15 protein-coding genes are annotated in these 17,827 nt (G+C 51.8%); 4 read left to right on the top strand and 11 right to left on the bottom strand.

The features are described from left to right. Positions 1-3 precede the first annotated feature (3 nt). The 7 genes from C9I92_RS00630 to C9I92_RS00600 are packed head-to-tail and all read right to left on the bottom strand — an operon-like array spanning position 4 to position 7,587. A complete protein-coding gene (locus C9I92_RS00630; protein WP_047885489.1) occupies positions 4-1,437 on the bottom strand; it encodes an NAD-dependent succinate-semialdehyde dehydrogenase in 1,434 nt (477 codons plus the stop codon). Positions 1,438-1,488: 51 nt separating this feature from the next. Next, the gene (gene aguA, locus C9I92_RS00625) at positions 1,489-2,577 is read right to left on the bottom strand and encodes an agmatine deiminase (protein ID WP_047885488.1); all 1,089 of its coding nucleotides are present in this window, start codon (positions 2,575-2,577) and stop codon (positions 1,489-1,491) included. A 24-nt stretch (positions 2,578-2,601) separates the two neighbouring features. Continuing rightward, complete coding sequence (gene aguB, locus C9I92_RS00620; RefSeq protein ID WP_047885487.1) at positions 2,602-3,471, bottom strand: N-carbamoylputrescine amidase; 870 nt, start codon at positions 3,469-3,471, stop codon at positions 2,602-2,604. Between the two features lie 15 nt (positions 3,472-3,486). Continuing rightward, on the bottom strand, positions 3,487-4,764 hold the full coding sequence (locus tag C9I92_RS00615; RefSeq protein WP_047885486.1) for an NAD(P)/FAD-dependent oxidoreductase: 1,278 nt from the start codon (positions 4,762-4,764) through the stop codon (positions 3,487-3,489). An 18-nt stretch (positions 4,765-4,782) separates the two neighbouring features. After that, positions 4,783-6,261: an aldehyde dehydrogenase gene (locus tag C9I92_RS00610; RefSeq protein WP_047885485.1), complete on the bottom strand. Its 1,479-nt coding sequence runs from the start codon at positions 6,259-6,261 to the stop codon at positions 4,783-4,785. A 26-nt stretch (positions 6,262-6,287) separates the two neighbouring features. Beyond that, on the bottom strand, positions 6,288-6,845 hold the full coding sequence (gene puuR, locus C9I92_RS00605) for an HTH-type transcriptional regulator PuuR (RefSeq protein WP_047885484.1): 558 nt from the start codon (positions 6,843-6,845) through the stop codon (positions 6,288-6,290). Further along, positions 6,823-7,587: a gamma-glutamyl-gamma-aminobutyrate hydrolase family protein gene (locus C9I92_RS00600; RefSeq protein WP_047885483.1), complete on the bottom strand. Its 765-nt coding sequence runs from the start codon at positions 7,585-7,587 to the stop codon at positions 6,823-6,825. Before C9I92_RS00600 ends, puuR begins: the two co-directional genes overlap by 23 nt. Positions 7,588-7,936: 349 nt before the next feature. Between C9I92_RS00600 and C9I92_RS00595 the strand changes: the two genes are divergently transcribed. Together C9I92_RS00595 and C9I92_RS00590 are read left to right on the top strand one after the other, a co-directional pair. After that, entirely contained in the window at positions 7,937-9,280 is a 1,344-nt protein-coding gene (locus tag C9I92_RS00595; protein ID WP_047885482.1) for a glutamine synthetase family protein, read from the top strand. Between the two features lie 29 nt (positions 9,281-9,309). Next, a complete protein-coding gene (locus tag C9I92_RS00590) occupies positions 9,310-10,785 on the top strand; it encodes a Na+/H+ antiporter NhaC family protein (RefSeq protein WP_047885481.1) in 1,476 nt (491 codons plus the stop codon). 186 nt (positions 10,786-10,971) lie between these two features. On the opposite strand, the gene phnR is transcribed toward C9I92_RS00590, so the two are convergent. From phnR to C9I92_RS00575, 3 genes are all read right to left on the bottom strand, one after another. Then, on the bottom strand, positions 10,972-11,673 hold the full coding sequence (gene phnR, locus C9I92_RS00585; RefSeq protein WP_047885480.1) for a phosphonate utilization transcriptional regulator PhnR: 702 nt from the start codon (positions 11,671-11,673) through the stop codon (positions 10,972-10,974). Positions 11,674-11,923: 250 nt separating this feature from the next. Then, positions 11,924-13,639 carry a putative 2-aminoethylphosphonate ABC transporter permease subunit gene (locus tag C9I92_RS00580; RefSeq protein WP_047885479.1) on the bottom strand — a complete coding sequence of 572 codons (1,716 nt, stop codon included), beginning with the start codon at positions 13,637-13,639 and terminating at the stop codon, positions 11,924-11,926. An 89-nt stretch (positions 13,640-13,728) separates the two neighbouring features. Continuing rightward, positions 13,729-14,805 carry a putative 2-aminoethylphosphonate ABC transporter ATP-binding protein gene (locus tag C9I92_RS00575; RefSeq protein WP_047885478.1) on the bottom strand — a complete coding sequence of 359 codons (1,077 nt, stop codon included), beginning with the start codon at positions 14,803-14,805 and terminating at the stop codon, positions 13,729-13,731. A gap of 340 nt (positions 14,806-15,145) precedes the next feature. On the opposite strand from C9I92_RS00575, the gene C9I92_RS25310 reads away from it, so the two are divergent. Next, the gene (locus C9I92_RS25310) at positions 15,146-15,307 is read left to right on the top strand and encodes a hypothetical protein (RefSeq protein ID WP_157038321.1); all 162 of its coding nucleotides are present in this window, start codon (positions 15,146-15,148) and stop codon (positions 15,305-15,307) included. A gap of 87 nt (positions 15,308-15,394) precedes the next feature. On the opposite strand, the gene C9I92_RS00565 is transcribed toward C9I92_RS25310, so the two are convergent. Beyond that, a complete protein-coding gene (locus tag C9I92_RS00565) occupies positions 15,395-16,408 on the bottom strand; it encodes a putative 2-aminoethylphosphonate ABC transporter substrate-binding protein (protein WP_047885476.1) in 1,014 nt (337 codons plus the stop codon). A gap of 297 nt (positions 16,409-16,705) precedes the next feature. Here C9I92_RS00565 and phnW point away from each other — a divergent pair, with 297 nt between their 5' ends. Next, positions 16,706-17,803 (top strand): 2-aminoethylphosphonate--pyruvate transaminase, encoded by a 1,098-nt coding sequence (gene phnW, locus C9I92_RS00560; protein WP_047885700.1) that lies wholly within the window; start codon positions 16,706-16,708, stop codon positions 17,801-17,803. Positions 17,804-17,827: the final 24 nt, after the last annotated feature.

Here is a 17,827-nt window from a genome sequence, read left to right as displayed (position 1 = left end):
TCCTTATTCGTTAATGCCGCCGAAGCAGAGATATTTGATTTCCATGTACTCATCGATGCCTTGTTTGGCACCTTCGCGGCCAATGCCGGACTCTTTCACTCCGCCAAACGGAGCAACTTCGGTTGAAATAATGCCTTCGTTAATACCGACCATGCCGTATTCCAGTGCTTCTGCGACTTTCCAGATGCGCTTGATGTTCTGGCTGTAGAAGTAAGCGGCCAGACCGTATGGTGTGTCGTTTGCCATCTCGATCAGTGCTTCATCGCTGTCGAATTTGATCACCGGAGCAACCGGGCCAAAGATCTCCTGCTGAACGATGTCCATCTGGTGGTCGACATTGACCAGAATCTGAGGTGGAACAAACAGGCCGTCTGCCGGAATTGGCTCACCCAGTTGGGTCGCACCTTGCTGGCAAGCCTGATTGATCAGGTGGGTGACTTTGTCTTTGGCGGCCTGGTTGATAACCGGCCCGATAGTGACGCCTTCATCCAGTCCGTTACCGGTCACCAGTTTGTTGATTGTGGCGTGGAACTGAGCCACGAAATCGTCGTAAATGCGGCTGTGAACGTAGAAGCGGTTGGCGCATACACAGGTCTGTCCGGCATTGCGGAATTTAGATGCGATGGCTCCCTGAATAGCAGCCGGAATATCCGCGTCATCAAAGACGATGAACGGCGCGTTGCCACCCAGTTCCATTGATGTGCGTTTCACGGTGTCTGCGCATTGTTCCATCAGCAATTTGCCAACCCGGGTTGAGCCGGTGAAAGAAAGTTTGCGGATCAGCGGGCTGGCGGTGAAGATCTGGCCGATCATGCGCGCGTTATCACTGCATACCACTTTCAGAATGTCGCGTGGAATTCCCGCCTGATAGGCAAGTTCCGTGATAGCCAGCGCAGACAGGGGAGTCAGTTCTGAGGGTTTGACAATGAAGCTACAGCCGGCTGCCAGCGCAGGGGCGGCTTTACGCGTGATCATCGCAATCGGGAAGTTCCACGGCGTAATGGCACAGGCAACACCGATTGGCTGTTTGATGGTCATCAGGCGGCGGTCTGCGGTATGACCCGGAATGGTCTCACCATAAGTACGCTTGGCTTCTTCTGCAAACCATTCGATAAAGCTGGCACCGTAGGCCACTTCGCCTTTTGCTTCTGCCAGCGGTTTACCTTGCTCCAGCGTCATGATGCGTGCCAGATCGTCCTGGTTGTCATGAATCAGCTGAAACCAGCGGTTCAGGCACTGAGCACGGTGCTTGGCCGTGGTCTTTGCCCAAGCTTTTTGCCCCTGGTGAGCGGCCTCAATCATGTCCTGTAAGGCGGATTCGCTAACGGTAGGCACGTGACCCAGTACTTCGCCGGTAGCCGGATTGGTGATGGTCAGGGTGTGAGAACCCTGTTCGCTCAGTCCACTGAGCAAACTTGCATTGTTAATCTGGTGCATAGTTTGTCCTAATTCAGAGCAGGCCGCCGCATTGCGTGCGGCCTGAATTTGTCATAATCCGCTTGGGATCTGCTGGGTAATGCAGTGAATGTTGCCACCACCCAGTAATATTTCTCGTGCCGGGATACCCACAATCTGATAATCGGGCAGGGCATCCTGCAGGGATTGCATTGCCAGACGATCGGTGATCGGATCCAGCAGTGGCATAAACACCGTATGGTTGATCATCAGGAAGTTGGCGTACGAGCCGCTTAAACGCTCCCCTTCAGTACGGTTCATGCCCTCTGACTGAATCACACCCTCTGCTTCTTCTTTACTGAGATACAGCGGTCCCGGCAGCGGAAGCTTGACCACTTCAATCCGGCGTCCGCGGGCATCGGTACTGTTCACCAGTACTCGCAGCGCCTCACGGGAAAGTGTGTACTGCGGATCGCGGACATTGTCAGTCCAGGTCAGTGCTACTTTGCCCGGCGCAATCACATGCAGCAGGTTATCAACGTGGCCATCGGTTTCGTCATTGAACAGGCCATTCGGCAGCCAGATGACTTTTTGGATACCGAGATACTCGGCCAGTTGTTGCTCAATGTCGGCTTTGGACATGGACGGGTTACGCCCCGGACTCAGCAGACATTCCTCTGTCGTGTAAAGTGTGCCCTGACCGTCGGTATGAATCGCACCCCCTTCGAGTACAAACGGTGCACGGTAGTGATCTAAACCGAGTTTGGCGCATACGGCTGCCGCCACCTGGTCATCATCTTCCCAGTAGTCATACAGCCCGTTATAGTCGCCACCCCAGGCATTGAACTGCCAGCTGACGCCGCGTCGCTCGCCTTGGTCGTTCACCAGAATGGTCGGACCGATGTCCCGCATCCAGGCATCGTTATACGGCATGATTTCCAGTGAAATCGCATCATCCAACAGTTGGCGGGCATATTCTGCCTGCCATTTGCTGATAACAACGCATACCGGGACGGTTTTCACGATGGCATTGGCCACATCAGCAAACGCGCGTTGCGCCGGTTTGGCATCGTTACGCCAGTTGTCAGTCCGCTCCGGCCAGGCGAGCCAGACTTGTTCCTGCCGGGCAAATTCGGCAGGGAAATAAAAGCCATCCTGTGCAGGCGTGCTGGCTAGTTCCATCGGGGATCTCCTTATCTCTCTGAATCAGTTATCACTCAGCTTGTTTACGCGGTGGTAAAGTTCAGGGCGACGGTCGCGGAAAAGTCCCCAGCTGTGGCGAGCTTTGGCCGTGGCTTCCAGATCAATCGTGGCATAGATGATGGTTTCTTCATCACGGCTGGCTTCGGCCAGTTTTTCACCGGTGTGGTTGGTGATAAACGAGGAGCCGTAGAAAGTGGTTTCAATACCGTCGTCCAGTTCCACACCGGTACGGTTTGAAGCAATCACCGGTACCAGGTTTGCCGCAGAGTGGCCCTGCATGGTGCGCTGCCAGTGATCGCGGGAGTCCAGAGTCGGATCCTGCGGCTCAGAGCCGATCGCGGTTGGGTAGAAGATCACTTCCGCGCCCTGAAGCACCAGGCTGCGCGCCAGCTCAGGGAACCACTGATCCCAGCAGATCCCGGCACCGAAGCGACCGAAGCGGGTATCCCAGACTTTGAAGCCAGTGTCGCCAGGGCTGAAGTAGAACTTCTCGCTGTAGCCAGGGCCGTCAGGGATGTGCGATTTACGGTAGTTGTCCATCACCGTACCATCGGCATCAATCATGACCAGTGAGTTGAAGAAGGTATTACCGGATTTCTCGAAGTAGCTGACCGGAATAACCACGCCACACTCTTTGGCCAGCTCGCTCATGGATTTGATCAGCGGGCTGTTTTCCAGTGGTTGTGCCAGCTCGAAGTATTTTGCTTCCTGTTTCTTGCAGAAATACGGAGCGGCGAACAGTTCTTGCAGTACCACCACGTTAGCACCGTTCTCGGCTGCTTCACGGACATGCTGGCGAATCTTTTCCAGGTTGTTGTCTAAATCCCAGCTGATAGAAAGCTGGACGGCAGCAAAAGTGACGTTTTTAGGCATAATGATAATCCTTTATTAAATAGCCAGTTTGTCTCGTAGGTTGTAATAAGCCGCACCCAGTGCAGTGAACGGCACCTGGAAGTGGCGACCGCCTGGGAAGGCATAGTGTTTCAGCGATGCAAAGGCATCAAAGCGTTCGGCATGGCCGGTTAGGGTTTCAGCCAGCAGCTTGCCCGCCAGGTGGGTACAGGTAACCCCGTGGCCGCTGTATCCCTGCAGGTAGTAAATATTGTTATCAAAACAGCCGAACTGCGGCATGCGGGAGTAGGTCAGCAGGAAGTTGCCGGTCCATGCGTAATCAATGCCGATGCCTTTCAGCTGCGGGAAAATCCCTTCCATCTTCGGACGAATCAGTTGTTCGACGTTTTCCGGATCACGGGCACCGTACACCACACCGCCTCCGAACAGCAGGCGCTTGTCAGCCGTCAGGCGGAAGTAATCAAGCAGGTAGTTGCAGTCTTCAACGCAGTAGTCAGATGGCAGCACAGATTGCAGTTGTTCATCGGTCAGCGGCTGGGTAGCAACGACCTGCGTGCCGCATGGAATCGCTTTGTTACTGATGTTGGGTGCCAGACCGCCGAGATAGGCGTTACCGGCCAGAACCAGGTAACTGGCTTTTACGGAACCCTTTGCGGTGTGCGCGACAGCTTTGGCGCCTTTTTCGATACGCACGACTGCGGATTGTTCAAAAATCTGGCCACCCAGCTGAGTAACAGCTGCTGCTTCGCCCAGAGCCAGCTTCAGCGGGTGAATATGGCCACCACGGTTATCCAGCATACCGCCGACATAGGCATCGGTCCCCAGGGCTTCACGCATCTGGTTTTTGTCCAGCAAACTCAGCTGATCGTTACCAAAGCGTTCCCAGTTGGTTTTGTGCTCTTCCAGCCCACGCATCTGTTTATGGTTCAGTGCTGCAAATACGCCGCCTGGTTTATGATCACACTGGATATCGTAGGTGTTGATCAGGTCGCGGATGATGTCGCCGCCTTCAAAAATCATGTCACATAGCGCTTTGGCGATTTTCGGCTCATAGCGCTTCTCGATAACATCGACGTCACGGCTGTAGCTGTTTACAATCTGGCCGCCGTTGCGTCCGGTCGCGCCGAAACCAATCTTGGCACTTTCCAGCACGACCACTTTGAATCCCTTCTGGCTCAGGTGCAGGGCAGAGGAGAGACCCGAGAAACCGGCTCCAACGATACAAATATCCGCCTCGATATGGTCCTGCAACTGCGGGTAATCGGGCATATTGTCGATGGAGTTGGCGTAGTAAGAATCAGTGTGCTTGTTCATAATCACGTCCTTTTATTTTTACAAGCGGATCCAAGTGGTCTTGGTTTCTGTGAATTTCTCGATGGCATGCAGTGACTTGTCACGGCCGTTGCCACTCATTTTGAAGCCACCGAAAGGCACCGTCATGTCGCCTTCGTTGTAGTTGTTGACCCATACTGAACCGGCTTCCAGCTGCTTGGCCACACGGTGTGCCTGGCTCAGGTCAGAACTCCATACTGCGGCACCCAGGCCGTATGGGGAGTCGTTGGCAATACGAATGGCGTCCTGTTCATCTTTGAACGGAATCACACACAGTACCGGGCCGAAAATTTCTTCACGGGCAACGCGCATCTGGTTAGTAACGTTGTCGAGGATAACCGGGGCGACAAAGGCACCTTTCGCATCCACATCACCGCCACACAGCACAGTAGCGCCTTCCTGCTGGGCGAGGTCAACGTAGGACAGCACTTTGTCTTTATGATCCTGGTCGATCAGTGCACCCATCGAAGATGTCGGGTCGAGCGGATCTTTCGGCGCAAAACGCTGCGCAGCTGATACCACTTTGTCGATGAAGGCATCTTTGATGCTTTCTTCAACCAACAGACGAGTGGCAGCCACACAAACTTCGCCCTGATTGTAGAAACAACCCGCCGCCGCTTCGGCAGCCGCTTTGTCGAGATCTTGGTAGTTGGCAAAGACGATGTTGGCGTTCTTACCACCGGCTTCTGCCCAGACTTTTTTCAGGTTGGTTTCACCGGCGCACACCATCAGGTGTCCGGCAATCTTGGTTGACCCGGTAAAGGTAATACAGTCAACATCGTGATGACGGGCCAGTGCTTCACCGGCTTCGTGGCCCAAGCCCGGAATGACCTGGAACACACCGGCAGGCAGACCGGCTTCATTGGCCAGCTGACCCAGATAAATAGCAGTCAGGGACGATTTTTCTGACGGTTTCAGAATCACGCTGTTGCCTGCCGCCAGGGCAGGTCCCAGTTTCCAGCAGGCCAGCCAGAGCGGGAAGTTCCATGGCACAACCGCGGCGACTACTCCCATCGCCTGATGGGTAATAAAGGCATGAACGTCATGTTCGGTTGGGGCGACTTCGCCGTACACTTTGTCAATGGCTTCGGCATACCAGCGCAGAGAAGCTGCGGCACCTGGAATATCGGTCGAGTGGGCGTGTGCAATGGGCTTGCCGGTATCGAGTGATTCCAGCAGCGCCAGTGTATCGCGGTGAGTGTCAATCAGTTCCGCAAAGCGGTAGAGGACTTTTTTACGAGCGGCTGGTGGCTGGTGTTGCCAGCAGCCGTTTTCAAATGCCTGGCGGGCGTATGAGACAGCAAGATCAACATCATGTTGTTTGCAGCGTGCGATTTGGCCCAGTGTTTCAGCGGTCGCAGGGTTAATGTTACTGAATGTCTCGCCGTCAGCGGCACTGACATATTCCCCGTTGATGAATGCCCGCGTTTCAAGCCGGGTTTGGTCTTTCAGTTGCTTCCATTCCTGCTGCGATTTCATACGCTCTCCTTGAACAGGACAGGGCGCTAGAAAGTCGCAGGCGTGTGAGCACTGATGATCTTACAGACCCTGTCGGATTTATTGGTAAATTTGTGGGCGATGGTTGTGTCAATCAGGTAAGACTCTCCCTGCTTGATCACATAAGTTTTATCGCCGTATTCCAGTTCTATTTCGCCTTCCAGTACGGTGCCGGCTTCTTCACCCTCGTGCTGAATCACTGCCGCGCCGGTACTGGAATGTGGGCTGTATTCTTCAATCAGAAAACCCATTTTGCGTTCTTTGGTGCCGTTACATACCAGCTTCATCGATACGCTTTCACTGCCCATTTCAACAAGTTCTTCGGCAGTGAGTACAACCTTTGCTTCTTTCTTCTCGTTTTGTTCAAACGTGAAAAACTCAGATAACGACAAAGAAAACACATTGACGATTTTCTGCAGGGAACTGACAGATGGACTGACCTTGCCGTTTTCAATCGATGAAATGGCACTGTTGGTCATGTGTGCTTTCTCTGCCAGTTCGCGTTGAGACATTCCGTGCTCTTTACGCAAACTGGCTATTTTGTTACCTATCGCTTCGTTGTCCACTTCTCTTGGCTCCATTACGTTGAGATGAAGCCATAATAAAGTGTCTGAACAAAAACTGTGAGAACTGATTGTGTTTTGCTTGCCATTCTGGGTGCCATTGCACACCAACAAAGTACGGGTGTTCAGGCAGACTGAATGCTTCAATCAGGCCGTCAGGTGCGCAACCTTCCACGCGTAAGCCAGGCGCCAGCTGATTGATCCCCTGATTGTGCAGGGTATTGACGCTAAATGTGTTTTGCTCGCCCAGCCAGTCAGAAAACAGGCCGCCGTGTTCAACATGAATCGGGTGGGCCGGACCGTATTTAACCGCAAAGTCCTCTGACGGATTTTCGCGGTGGTCGTTATAACCCACATGGCGCACGTGTGGGTGCAGGCTGCCGCCTAACGCCACATTCATTTCCTGGAAGCCACGGCAAATCCCCAAAGCAGGGATACGTTGCTCTATAGCGGTGCGAATCAGCTGCAATGCGAGTTCATCACGTCCTTCATCGGTGTAATCCTCATCATGCGTGGCCTGATAGCGGTGTGGCGCAACGTTGGAGTGACTGCCCGGAAACAGGAAGCCGTCAAATTGTTCGCACAGTGTGCCCAGCGCATCTTTGTTCAGTGCCGCCGGTAACAGAACCGGGATCCCGCCAAAGTCAGTGACAGCATTAATATAAAACTCATTAACCGATTGAATTAAATAACCATTCAATTTCTTCTGACAGCTAACGATGGCGATGACTGGTGATCTATTCATTTTTGTCTAACACTTCTTGTTCGAAATATTTAACATTGACGTTACAAAACGTAATCGATTTACGCAACGTTCATGCTCAAAAAGAATGAAATTTTGTGATTGTGATCGCTGAAATGCCATTTAATCACCAAAATAGTGTTTAAAATATTGAGCAAAACTCGATCGTTGTGTTAATAATTTGTTACTCGCTTGAGTCAATTGAAATGCGCAATCAGAGAATAAACAATTAAAAAATAAGGAATATTTTTCTTTTTGCTTAGTTGTAACATTCGATGGTGTGTTCTAAATAATTAATTTTTGCGTTCGGTTGAATATGACAGGCGATGAAAAATTAGCCGGAGACAATTGTATGGATACATTCGAATCTGAAATTAAAAATTTTTTACAAAAATGGCCTGAAACCGAATTTGTGGATCTCGTTTTTACCGACATTAATGCCACCCCTCGCGGGAAGCGTATTCCTGTCAATGCCTTGAAGAAGGTGGTGAATGGTGTACCACTGCCGGTTTCAACAATCACACTGAGCAATGCAGGGAGCGTGATTGAAGAAGCCGGGCTGGGAGAAGCGCTGGGTGAACCGGATCATATCTGTATGCCGATTCCGGGCACGCTGACGCCGACTGCCAATCCAAGTGTGGCGCAGCTTTTGCTTTCGATGATGGACAGCTCCGGCGAGAAGCCAAGCCGTCTGTTTATTCGAAACGTGCTGGAGCAGATCCTGGACACGCTACATAAAGACGGAAAATACCCGGTTATCGCGCTGGAGCTGGAGTTCTATCTGGTCGATAAGAAGCGGGCGGAAAACGGGCTGGTGCGACCGGCACATAACCCAACTAAGAATCGTCAGGAAAAAGACACGGCAGTGTATGACATCGACAGCCTTGATGATTACGCGGCGTTCCTGTCTGACCTTAATACTGCAGCGCAGAAGCAGGATCTGAATACGTCCGGTGCGCTGTCAGAATCGGCGCCGGGTCAGTTTGAGATCAACTTCAACCATACCGACGATGTGCTCAAGGCGTGTGATCAGCTGATTTTTGCCAAGCGTCTGATCCGTCAGGTTGCGCATCAGCACAACTTTGATGTGACGTTCATGGCGAAACCTTTTGCGCATGAAGCCGGTAATGGTCAGCACATTCATATGAGTGTGGTGGATGAGCATGGCGAAAACTTGTTCTCGAACTCGAATGGGGATGCCAGCCCGCTGTTTTACCAGACGCTGGCGGCGATGATTCACGCCATTCCAAGTTCTATTGCACTGTTGTGCCCGAATGTGAACTCTTACCGCCGTTTCTCGCTCGGGTCGTATACTCCGACAAAAGCAGACTGGGGCGAAAACCACCGTGGTGTTGCGCTTCGCATTCCGATGAGTGACAGCAGTAACCGTCGTATTGAGCACCGTATTGCCGGCGCCGATGTAAACCCGTATGTTCTGGCGTCAGTGGTGTTGTCAAGTGTTCTTGCGGCTCCGCACTTTACTCCGGAGCAGTGCCCACCGCCATTAAGCAAGAATGCGGCCTCGATTCCGACCCGAATGTCTGATGCATTGGCTGAACTGGAACAGGGCGAATTCGGACAGTATCTATCAGAGGAATTTATTCACATTTATTCAGCCTGTAAGCAAAGCGAACTGACTGAATTTGAAACTGCGGTCACGCCATTAGAAGTTGAATGGATGCTGCACACAGCTTAGCAAAGACCAAAATAAAGGAAGGAATCTGTATGACGACCCAAAACACAGTGCTTGATACCCCCGTCAAGCCCAGCAATAGCTATTGGTTCTATCTGGTCGCCGTTTTTGGCGCCATTGCTACCTTTGTCATTATCGGTAACAACCATATACAGGGTGAGGCTTACGGTTGGGTAAGCCTGTTACCGACCCTGTTTGTCCTTGCGTTTGCGTTGATCACTCACAGGACAGTTGAAGCCCTGTTCAGTGGTGCGATCATGGGCTTGCTGATGATTGATCCGGCAAACCTGGTTGGCGGGGTCGTCGATGTCTCTCTCAGCGTGATGATGGATGAGACGATCGCCTGGGTTATTCTGGTGTGTGGTCTGATGGGTGGTCTGATTGCCATCCTCGAAAAAGGCGGCAGTATTCTTAGCCTGAGCAGTGCGCTGGTCACCAAAGTGAAGAGCCGCAAGCAGTCAATGTTGCTGACTTTCCTGTTGGGGATTCTGGTATTCATTGATGATTACTTGAATGCAATTGCCATCTCATCATCAATGAAACGCATCACCGACAGCTACAAGATCTCTCGCGAGAAACTGGCGTACCTGGTCGATTCAACGGCGGCACCCATCTGTATCATCATTCCTATCTCAACCTGGGCGGTGTTCTTCAGTTCCCTGCTGGAAGATAACAACGTGGCCGAAACCGGGGGTGGTCTGGGTGTGTATATTCAGGCGATTCCTTACATGGCTTACGGCTGGGTAACGCTGGTGGTGGTACTGCTGGTCGCAACTGACAAACTGCCTGACATGGGCGCGATGAAAGTGGCGGAAGCACGTGCCAAGAGCGGACAGGTGAAGCCCGAAGGCGCGACTGAGATCAACTTCGGTGACAACATTGAGCCTCATCCGAATGCGTTCCTGGGTGTGATGAACTTTGTACTGCCAATGGTCGTGCTGGTTGGTGCGAGCTGGTACTTTGACATTGACCTGCTGGCTGGCGTATTTGCGGCAATCATGTTCACCATTTTCTTCTACGGTATTCAGCGACTGCTGAGCCTGGACACCATGTTTGATGCTATCTACGACGGTATCAAAGTGATGATGGTGCCACTGGCAACAGTAGTGGGTGGTTTCATGCTGAAAAACGTGAACGATCAGCTGGGTCTGACGCAATACGTGATTGAAGCGGTGTCACCATGGATGTCACCTGGCTTCTTCCCGGTGATTATCTTCCTGGTGATGACAGGGCTGGTGTTTGCGACAGCATCGTCCTGGGGACTGTTTGCGGTAGCGATGCCAATCGTGTTCCCGCTGGGTGAGCATCTTGGGGTGCCGGTTCACATCACTGTGGGCGCGCTACTGTCAGCATCAGCCGCGGGCAGCCACTCGTGCTTCTTCAGTGACTCAACAGTTCTGTCAGCACAAGGCTCTGGTTGTACGGCGATGCAACACGCGCTGACTCAGCTGCCATATGCACTGATCGGTATTATCTCGACAGCCGTGTTCTTCATTGCTGTTGCCTAAAACCACGGTTGTTGGATAAAAACCACGGTTGTTAAAAAAACACGGTTGATGGATAAGCACACGGTTATCCATGAGACACCCGTATAAACAAAGCCCGGGCCAATTGGTCCGGGCTTTTTGTTTTATCAGGGGTTAAAGCTGTGGTGTGGCAAACACGTTTGGCCACCGCGATGGTGAGTCAAGGTTTTAGTCGAGCGTAGCGGTAGACTCAATGCTGATCGCATCGTGTCGCCAGTATTCCAGATCACAGTCAATCACATTGCCGTGCTGGTCGTAGTTCAGTCGCTCGACCAGCATCGCCGGGCTACCTGCCGTAGCACGCAGATGCTGGGCCGTGTCACCGAGTAACGAAGTGGTTCTGACCCGGTAGCGTGTTTTGGAATACAGCACGCCGTACTCTTCCCGGTAGATAGTTGTCAGCGAGTGGGTAAACGACCTTTCCAGCAAGCCAGGGAAAAAGCGCGGCAGGATAAAGTTGGTCACTACCACCACAGGGCGGTTTTCGAGAAAACGAACCCGATCGATACGGTAAACTTCCGACAAGGGCGGAACTTTGAGCAGCGATGCCGCACGACGGCTGGCCGGGATCAACCGGGCCTGAATCAGTTCACTGCGTGCCGTCCGGCCTTGCTGGCGTGCCATTTCCGGAAAATTGGTGGTGTAGGTAGGGTCGTATCGCAGCGGTTGCGGCGAGACAAACCAACCGCGTCGGTCTTCCCGGTACAGCTTTCCTTCGGCTTCCAGCAGCGCGAGAGATTCACGTAATGTCACACGCGTGGTATTGAAAGACTCTGCCAGCTTTCGCTCTGCAGGCAGTTTATTTCCGGCAACCAACAGACCGGCATCAATCTGCTCGTTGATGGCTTCCATGATTTTCAGATATTGCACAATTCACCTTATCAGAATGCAAATTCGATTAACGGCACCTGCGGGCGGTTAATTGGATTGGCATTATATCAGGCTTGCTTGACCGGCTGTAAGCACAAACCCAACGGCACTAGGACGGTAATCGATGAGTATGACGGTTTGTTGAATCGGGCCGCAACGCTTTCTAATAATGGATTTATTAGTCAGGGAGTTACGGCCCGGCAGGCAAACAGGCAAGTTGTGGCAGCCTGCGCCAAAATCACTGAGGCGGTTAGCGTTTGCGCCACGCCTGGGTGTAACGCTCAATCAATTGGTGGCTACCCACTTGCAGCAGTTTCACGCCTGCGGCCGTCAGCAGAATCATAACAGCCATCGCAGCGGCCGGACCGGTCTGACCGGCATCGTCCATATTCAGTACCGATACAGACGCAGGCAGGGTGTCGGTCGCATACAGGAAGACAATGGCAGAGGTGGTTGTCATGGCATTCACGAACAGGTAAACCGCAATGTCGAGGATGGCTGGCAGACAAACCGGCACCGTGACTTTGAAAAACACCTTGTATTGCGGCATTTTGATGGATGCAGAAATGGCTTCGACCTCGGCTGGCAGCTGTTTCAGTGCCGTCAGTGCCGTCATGTGTCCGACCGTGTAGTAGTGAATCACGGTGTTGATCACCAGAATGGCCATGGTGCCGTACAACATCGTCAGCGGGTTTGCCTGATCGTTAAAGAAGAAGATGTAGCCCAGACCCAGAACCATGCCCGGTACAGCCATAGGCAGGATGGCGAGCATTTGCAGCAGGCTGCGCAGCGGGGCGAACAGGCGGCCTTTTTCAATGCAGTACGCCCCGATAAAAATCACCACCGTTCCCAGCAAAGCGACCATGCCAGACAGGTGCAGCGAGTTGAAATACGGTTCCCAGCCATAAGTACTGAACTGCTCAAAATTGTAGTTGTTCAGGCTGAGCGTCAGGTTCCAGGGCCAGAAGGTCACCAGAGAGCCATAGACCGCCATACCGATCACGGCCAGGATCATCACCGAAAGAGTGGCGCAGAACAGGAAGCACAGGCCGTCTCGTACCGGGCTCGGTGTTGGCACGTAAGCCACCGAACGGGAATCAAACAGCCCCTGTTGTTTTTTCTGTACCCAGCGGTCGGCCACAAAGGCGAGCAGAGCAGGCAACAGTAGCAATACGCTGGTGACGGCACCCATCGAGAAGTTCTGCTGACCGACAACTTGCTTGAAGATGTCCGTCGCCAGTACGTTGTAGCTGCCGCCGATTACCTTCGGTACCCCGAAATCACACACCACGAGGGTAAACACCACGATCAGGGTGCTGATCAGGCCATATTTCGCGGCTGGCAAAGTAACAATGAAAAAGGTTTTCAGGGATGAGGTATTGAGCGCTTTGGCTGCCTCGTACAGACGAGCATCCGAGGTGCGCAGTGAGGTAGTCAGAATCATCACGGCGTGAGGAAACGTCCAGAAGATCAGGCCCATGGCGATCCCGATCGGACCGTATACTGAATGGCCCATGAGCAGATCTTTGGCGATCCCCTGATTACCGAACAGATAGATCAGACTGATCGCCGGCAGCAGAGATGGCGCCAGAATAGGTGCAGAGCCCAGAATACTGAACAGGCCTTTCAGTGGCATACAGCTGCGGGTCAGCGCAAAGGCATAACCAAATGACAGTAGCCCGACGCACAGTGTGACGATGATCCCTAGGGTCAGGGTATTTTGCAAGGACTGCCACAGGGCCGGTGAAGCAAAGTACGTGACAAAGTTAGCAAGTCCGACGAACTCTCCGTCCGCATTGAGCACGCTTTTTTGCAGCATGGCGAACAGAGGACCAATTACAAAGGTGCCCAGTATGGCCAGAATCAGCAGCAGAACGGTGCCGAGGATCAGGTTATCTTTACTGAGAGAGGCGGAAAATTGTGCCAGTCGCTGGCGTGTTGTTATAGGTGCCGTTTGCGTGTTCATTGGCGATTGTCGTTTGGCCGTCTCTTGGGGACTTAACGTGCTCATTCCAGTATCCATTACAGTTTCTCTTCCTGTGTCCATGCCCGAATTCATGTTTGCGCCTGAAAAATATGGGCGTGTTTGTTCGACAGATTGACGAAGTGGTAATGGCCGCGTTCCAGCGCCAGTTCACGTAATTCACGGATAGGGACATCTACTTTGATCGTGCCGCCCTGATATTCCCCCTGCACGCGGCATTCAGCCCGTACATAGGTGCCCTGAAACTCCAGCTCTTCAATCTTGACCGGGAAACTGGAAGCGGTTTGTTTTCCGATTTCCAGGAAGTGAAGGTCTTCCGGGCGCATTCCCAGTTCGAACTGCACGCCGCGTTTCAGGCTGTCACACGGTTTTGGCAGCAGGGTTTCACCAATACGGATGTCTTGCTCGCTGACCACAGACGCCGGAATGAAATTCATGTTGCCCACGAAGTCAGCCACGAATCGTGAGGCCGGTTTCTGGTAGATTTCCTGTGGGGTGCCAACCTGTTCAATGACGCCGTGATTCATCACCACGATGCGATCAGCCATTGCCAGCGCTTCTTCCTGATCGTGCGTCACCATGATGGTGGTGATCCCCAGTTTGCGTTGCAGGCGACGGATTTCATCACGCAGGTGAGATCGCACTTTTGCATCAAGGGCGGACAAAGGTTCATCAAGCAGTAACAAACCTGGTGATAATGATAAGGCGCGAGCCAGTGCGACACGCTGTTGCTGACCGCCGGAAAGTTGGTTCGGGTACTTGATACCAGCATCGGGCAGACCGATAACTTCCAGCCAGTGATTGACGGCGTCATCGACGGTTTTGTTGTCCTTGCCCTGATTACGCAGGCCAAGGCCGATGTTTTCTGACACGGTAAGGTTAGGAAACAGGGCATAAGACTGAAAAACGATCCCGAAATCGCGTTTTTCAGGGGAAAGGAACGTGGTTTCTTTACCACCTTGGGTAATTTTGCCTGAAGAGGCCAGATCCAGTCCGGCAATGGCACGCAGCAGTGTGGTTTTACCGCAACCCGACGGCCCCAGAAAACAGATAAATTCGCCTTTGCGGATATCAAGGGAGATGTCGTTCAGCGCAGTAAACTGACCGTACTGCTTACTGACATGTTCAATCTTCAGATACGTTTCCATGTTGTTTCTCTTTAAATTTGGTATATACCAAATTTAAAGGCGCAGCATGACACTTAAATGACAAGCGTTTTACGATAAAAAGACATTTTTGACATGGAAAATCTTGTCCGGGCTGACCATACTTAACCAGTGCTGAATGCGGCATTTTTTGTTGTACAAAAATAAGCAGTATGACGAGCAAGCCACGTTTTTTGTTTCCCGGAAGCTTCAATATGTCGATGTCTGAGGGGGGACTGACCAGAAAGGTGTAGGCCAGTCTATCCATTAATGCTTTGAGGCCACCTGGGAATGCGGGCAGGTGGGGCCCTGAAAGTTACACTTACTTCATAAGGAATGAAGCATGGAAAGACAAATGTTAATTCGCAATATCTCTTATATGGAGCGTGAGCTGTCTGAAATGAAAAAAGAGCTGGCAAAGCTGGATGCCCGCAAAGAGCAGCAAGAGAGTGCACAACAACAAGAACAACAGGTGAGCCTCTCTTATGCGCATTATCAGTTATGATGCGTTGCCAGACTGTTTAAGAGAAAAACGAAAGCGTGGTGACTGTCGTCACCACGCTTTTTTTGTTTGTGCTGATTAGGCCAACGTTTATGAGCGAGGCTCAGATTTCGCGTCGAACTTCTCAGACCAGGTTTTCAGCACGGCTTCACGGCTGACTGCCATTTTGCCGAAGTCCAGATTCAGCATCGCTTTTTCTACATCCGGGTAATTCTTCACTGGCGCACTCACGTCTTTGTGTGCCACAACCGGGTAGTACTCACTGTACAGCTTGTTCGCATCTTTCGAAACTGACCAGTCAACCAGACGTTTCGCAGCGTCAGATTTCGTGTTCACCAGACCCACGGCTTCAGCTTCCCAGCCCACACCGCCTTTTGGCAGGATGATGTCGATAGGGGCACCTTGTGTTTTCAGGGTTGCTCCGCGAAGCGCCATTGAAATGCCGATAGCCACTTCACCCATACCGGCCTGAACACATGGCTTAGAGCCAGAATGTGTGTAGTGCGCGATGTTGTTGTCCAGTTTCTCCATGTAGGTCCATGCTTGTTGCTCACCCATAGATTGGATCCAGGCGGAAACCTGCATGTAGCCGGTGCCGGATGAAGCCGGGTTTGGCATCGCGATGTGGCCTTTGTAAACAGGCTTGAGTAAGTCGTCCCAACTTTCCGGTTTTGGCAGGCCTTGAGCTTTGGCGACCATTTCATTGAAACAGACCGCATTAAAGAAGGCATCGTTACCGAACCAGGCTTTGTTGTCCTGTGGATCCACCATGCTTGGACGAACGTCAGCCAGCCCCTTTGGTGAGTAAGGCTTCAGCACACCTTCTTCTTTCAGTAGCGCCATTGATGAACCTGCCAGACCCCAGACGACGTCAGCACGCGGGTTGTCTTTTTCTGCCAGCAGTTTGGCTGTCATGATACCGGTTGAATCGCGAACCCATTTGATTTTGATGTCTGGGTTAGCTTTTTCGAAGGTCTTTTTGTAGTTCGCCAGCATGTCAGTTTCGAATGCTGTGTAGACCGTCAGTTCCTCAGCTGCAAATGCAGAAGAAGCGGTCAGGGCTGCAATTGCAGTCAGAGGGGCAATAATCCAACGGTTTTTCATCGTTCTTTCTCCATGAATGATATTGGCGACCAAACTGGTCTTTACCAGATGTTTTCGACCCGGATGATGCTAGGAAGGAAAGATGACAGTTAGATGATTGGAATATTGCATTTTGCTAACAATTTTATTGAAAGGGATTTGACGACAAATTCCGGCTAATCAGCGCAAATTTGTCATGAAAGTGACATATGAAGATTTTGTGAAATGTCCCGGCCGGGGATTTACACAAAATAATCCGGGTCGGTATAGTTTAATCAATCTGGTATAGTCCAAAATTGGAAGAGAAAAATGGAAAACTTGGATAATCAATATCTGTTGCTGACACCGGGCCCACTGTCAACCAGCCGTACAGTACGTGAAGCCATGCTAAAAGACTGGTGTACCTGGGATGATGAATACAACAAAGGGGTTGTAGAGGTGATCCGTCAGCAACTGGTGGCGCTGGCAACAGAATCGGAAGGTTATACAAGTGTCCTGATGCAGGGCAGCGGAACCGCTTCAGTAGAAGCGACTATTGGTAGTGTCATACCGACTGACGGTAAGTTACTGGTGATCAATAACGGTGCATATGGTGAGCGTATCGGCCAGATTGCCCAGTACCTCAACATTGCCCATACAGTGCTGGATCTCGGTGAAGTGGCGCAGCCTGACGCTGACTATATTGCTCAGCAACTGGATCAGGATCCGGCCATCACACACGTTGCCATGGTTCACTGTGAGACCACGACCGGTATGTTGAACCCAGTTGCTGCGGTATGTGATGTAGTAAAAGCCCGAAACAAAATCATGATTCTGGATGCGATGTCCAGTTTCGGTGGGATCCCAATGGATATCGGTGTGATGGGTGTTGATTTTATGATCAGCTCGGCCAACAAATGCATTCAGGGCGTACCGGGTTTCGGGTTTGTGATAGCCAAGCAGGCGGAACTGGAACAATGCCGTGGTCGTGCCCGTTCGCTGTCTCTGGACTTGTTTGATCAGTGGGCATGCATGGAAAAAAATCAGGGTAAATGGCGTTTTACCTCACCGACGCATACGGTTCGAGCTTTCCATCAGGCCCTGATTGAGTTGGCTGACGAGGGTGGCGTAGCGGCACGTTATCAGCGCTACCATACCAATCAGAGAATTTTGGTTGAAGGTATGGAATCACTGGGTTTCCGTTGTCTGCTGGACGCATCGCTGCATTCACCCATCATTACGTCTTTCTACTCACCGGAACATGCTGAGTATGATTTCAAACGTTTCTACACGCTGCTGAAAGAAAAAGGCTTTGTTATCTATCCGGGTAAGGTTTCTAACGCTGATTGCTTCCGTATCGGAAATATCGGTGACGTTCACAACCAAGACATGCACCGCCTGATTGATGCAATTCGTGCGTCAATGTACTGGGCCTGAAAGTGATGGCTGTAAAGACGCATT

Origin of the sequence: Photobacterium ganghwense, assembly GCF_003025595.1 — a bacterium.
Lineage (GTDB): Bacteria > Pseudomonadota > Gammaproteobacteria > Enterobacterales > Vibrionaceae > Photobacterium > Photobacterium ganghwense.
Note: the sequence above shows the minus strand (reverse complement) of the source record. Positions and strands in the feature narration are given on the sequence as shown.

Excerpts from the sequence above, each read along its gene's own strand:
- C9I92_RS00630 (WP_047885489.1), bottom strand. The coding sequence starts at position 1,437 with ATGCACCAGATTAACAATGCAAGTTTGCTCAGTGGACTGAGCGAACAG.
- aguA (WP_047885488.1), bottom strand. The coding sequence starts at position 2,577 with ATGGAACTAGCCAGCACGCCTGCACAGGATGGCTTTTATTTCCCTGCC.
- aguB (WP_047885487.1), bottom strand. The coding sequence starts at position 3,471 with ATGCCTAAAAACGTCACTTTTGCTGCCGTCCAGCTTTCTATCAGCTGG.
- C9I92_RS00615 (WP_047885486.1), bottom strand. The coding sequence starts at position 4,764 with ATGAACAAGCACACTGATTCTTACTACGCCAACTCCATCGACAATATG.
- C9I92_RS00610 (WP_047885485.1), bottom strand. The coding sequence starts at position 6,261 with ATGAAATCGCAGCAGGAATGGAAGCAACTGAAAGACCAAACCCGGCTT.
- C9I92_RS00600 (WP_047885483.1), bottom strand. The coding sequence starts at position 7,587 with ATGAATAGATCACCAGTCATCGCCATCGTTAGCTGTCAGAAGAAATTG.
- C9I92_RS00595 (WP_047885482.1), top strand. The coding sequence starts at position 7,937 with ATGGATACATTCGAATCTGAAATTAAAAATTTTTTACAAAAATGGCCT.
- C9I92_RS00590 (WP_047885481.1), top strand. The coding sequence starts at position 9,310 with ATGACGACCCAAAACACAGTGCTTGATACCCCCGTCAAGCCCAGCAAT.
- C9I92_RS00580 (WP_047885479.1), bottom strand. The coding sequence starts at position 13,639 with ATGAACACGCAAACGGCACCTATAACAACACGCCAGCGACTGGCACAA.
- C9I92_RS00575 (WP_047885478.1), bottom strand. The coding sequence starts at position 14,805 with ATGGAAACGTATCTGAAGATTGAACATGTCAGTAAGCAGTACGGTCAG.
- C9I92_RS25310 (WP_157038321.1), top strand. The coding sequence starts at position 15,146 with ATGGAAAGACAAATGTTAATTCGCAATATCTCTTATATGGAGCGTGAG.
- C9I92_RS00565 (WP_047885476.1), bottom strand. The coding sequence starts at position 16,408 with ATGAAAAACCGTTGGATTATTGCCCCTCTGACTGCAATTGCAGCCCTG.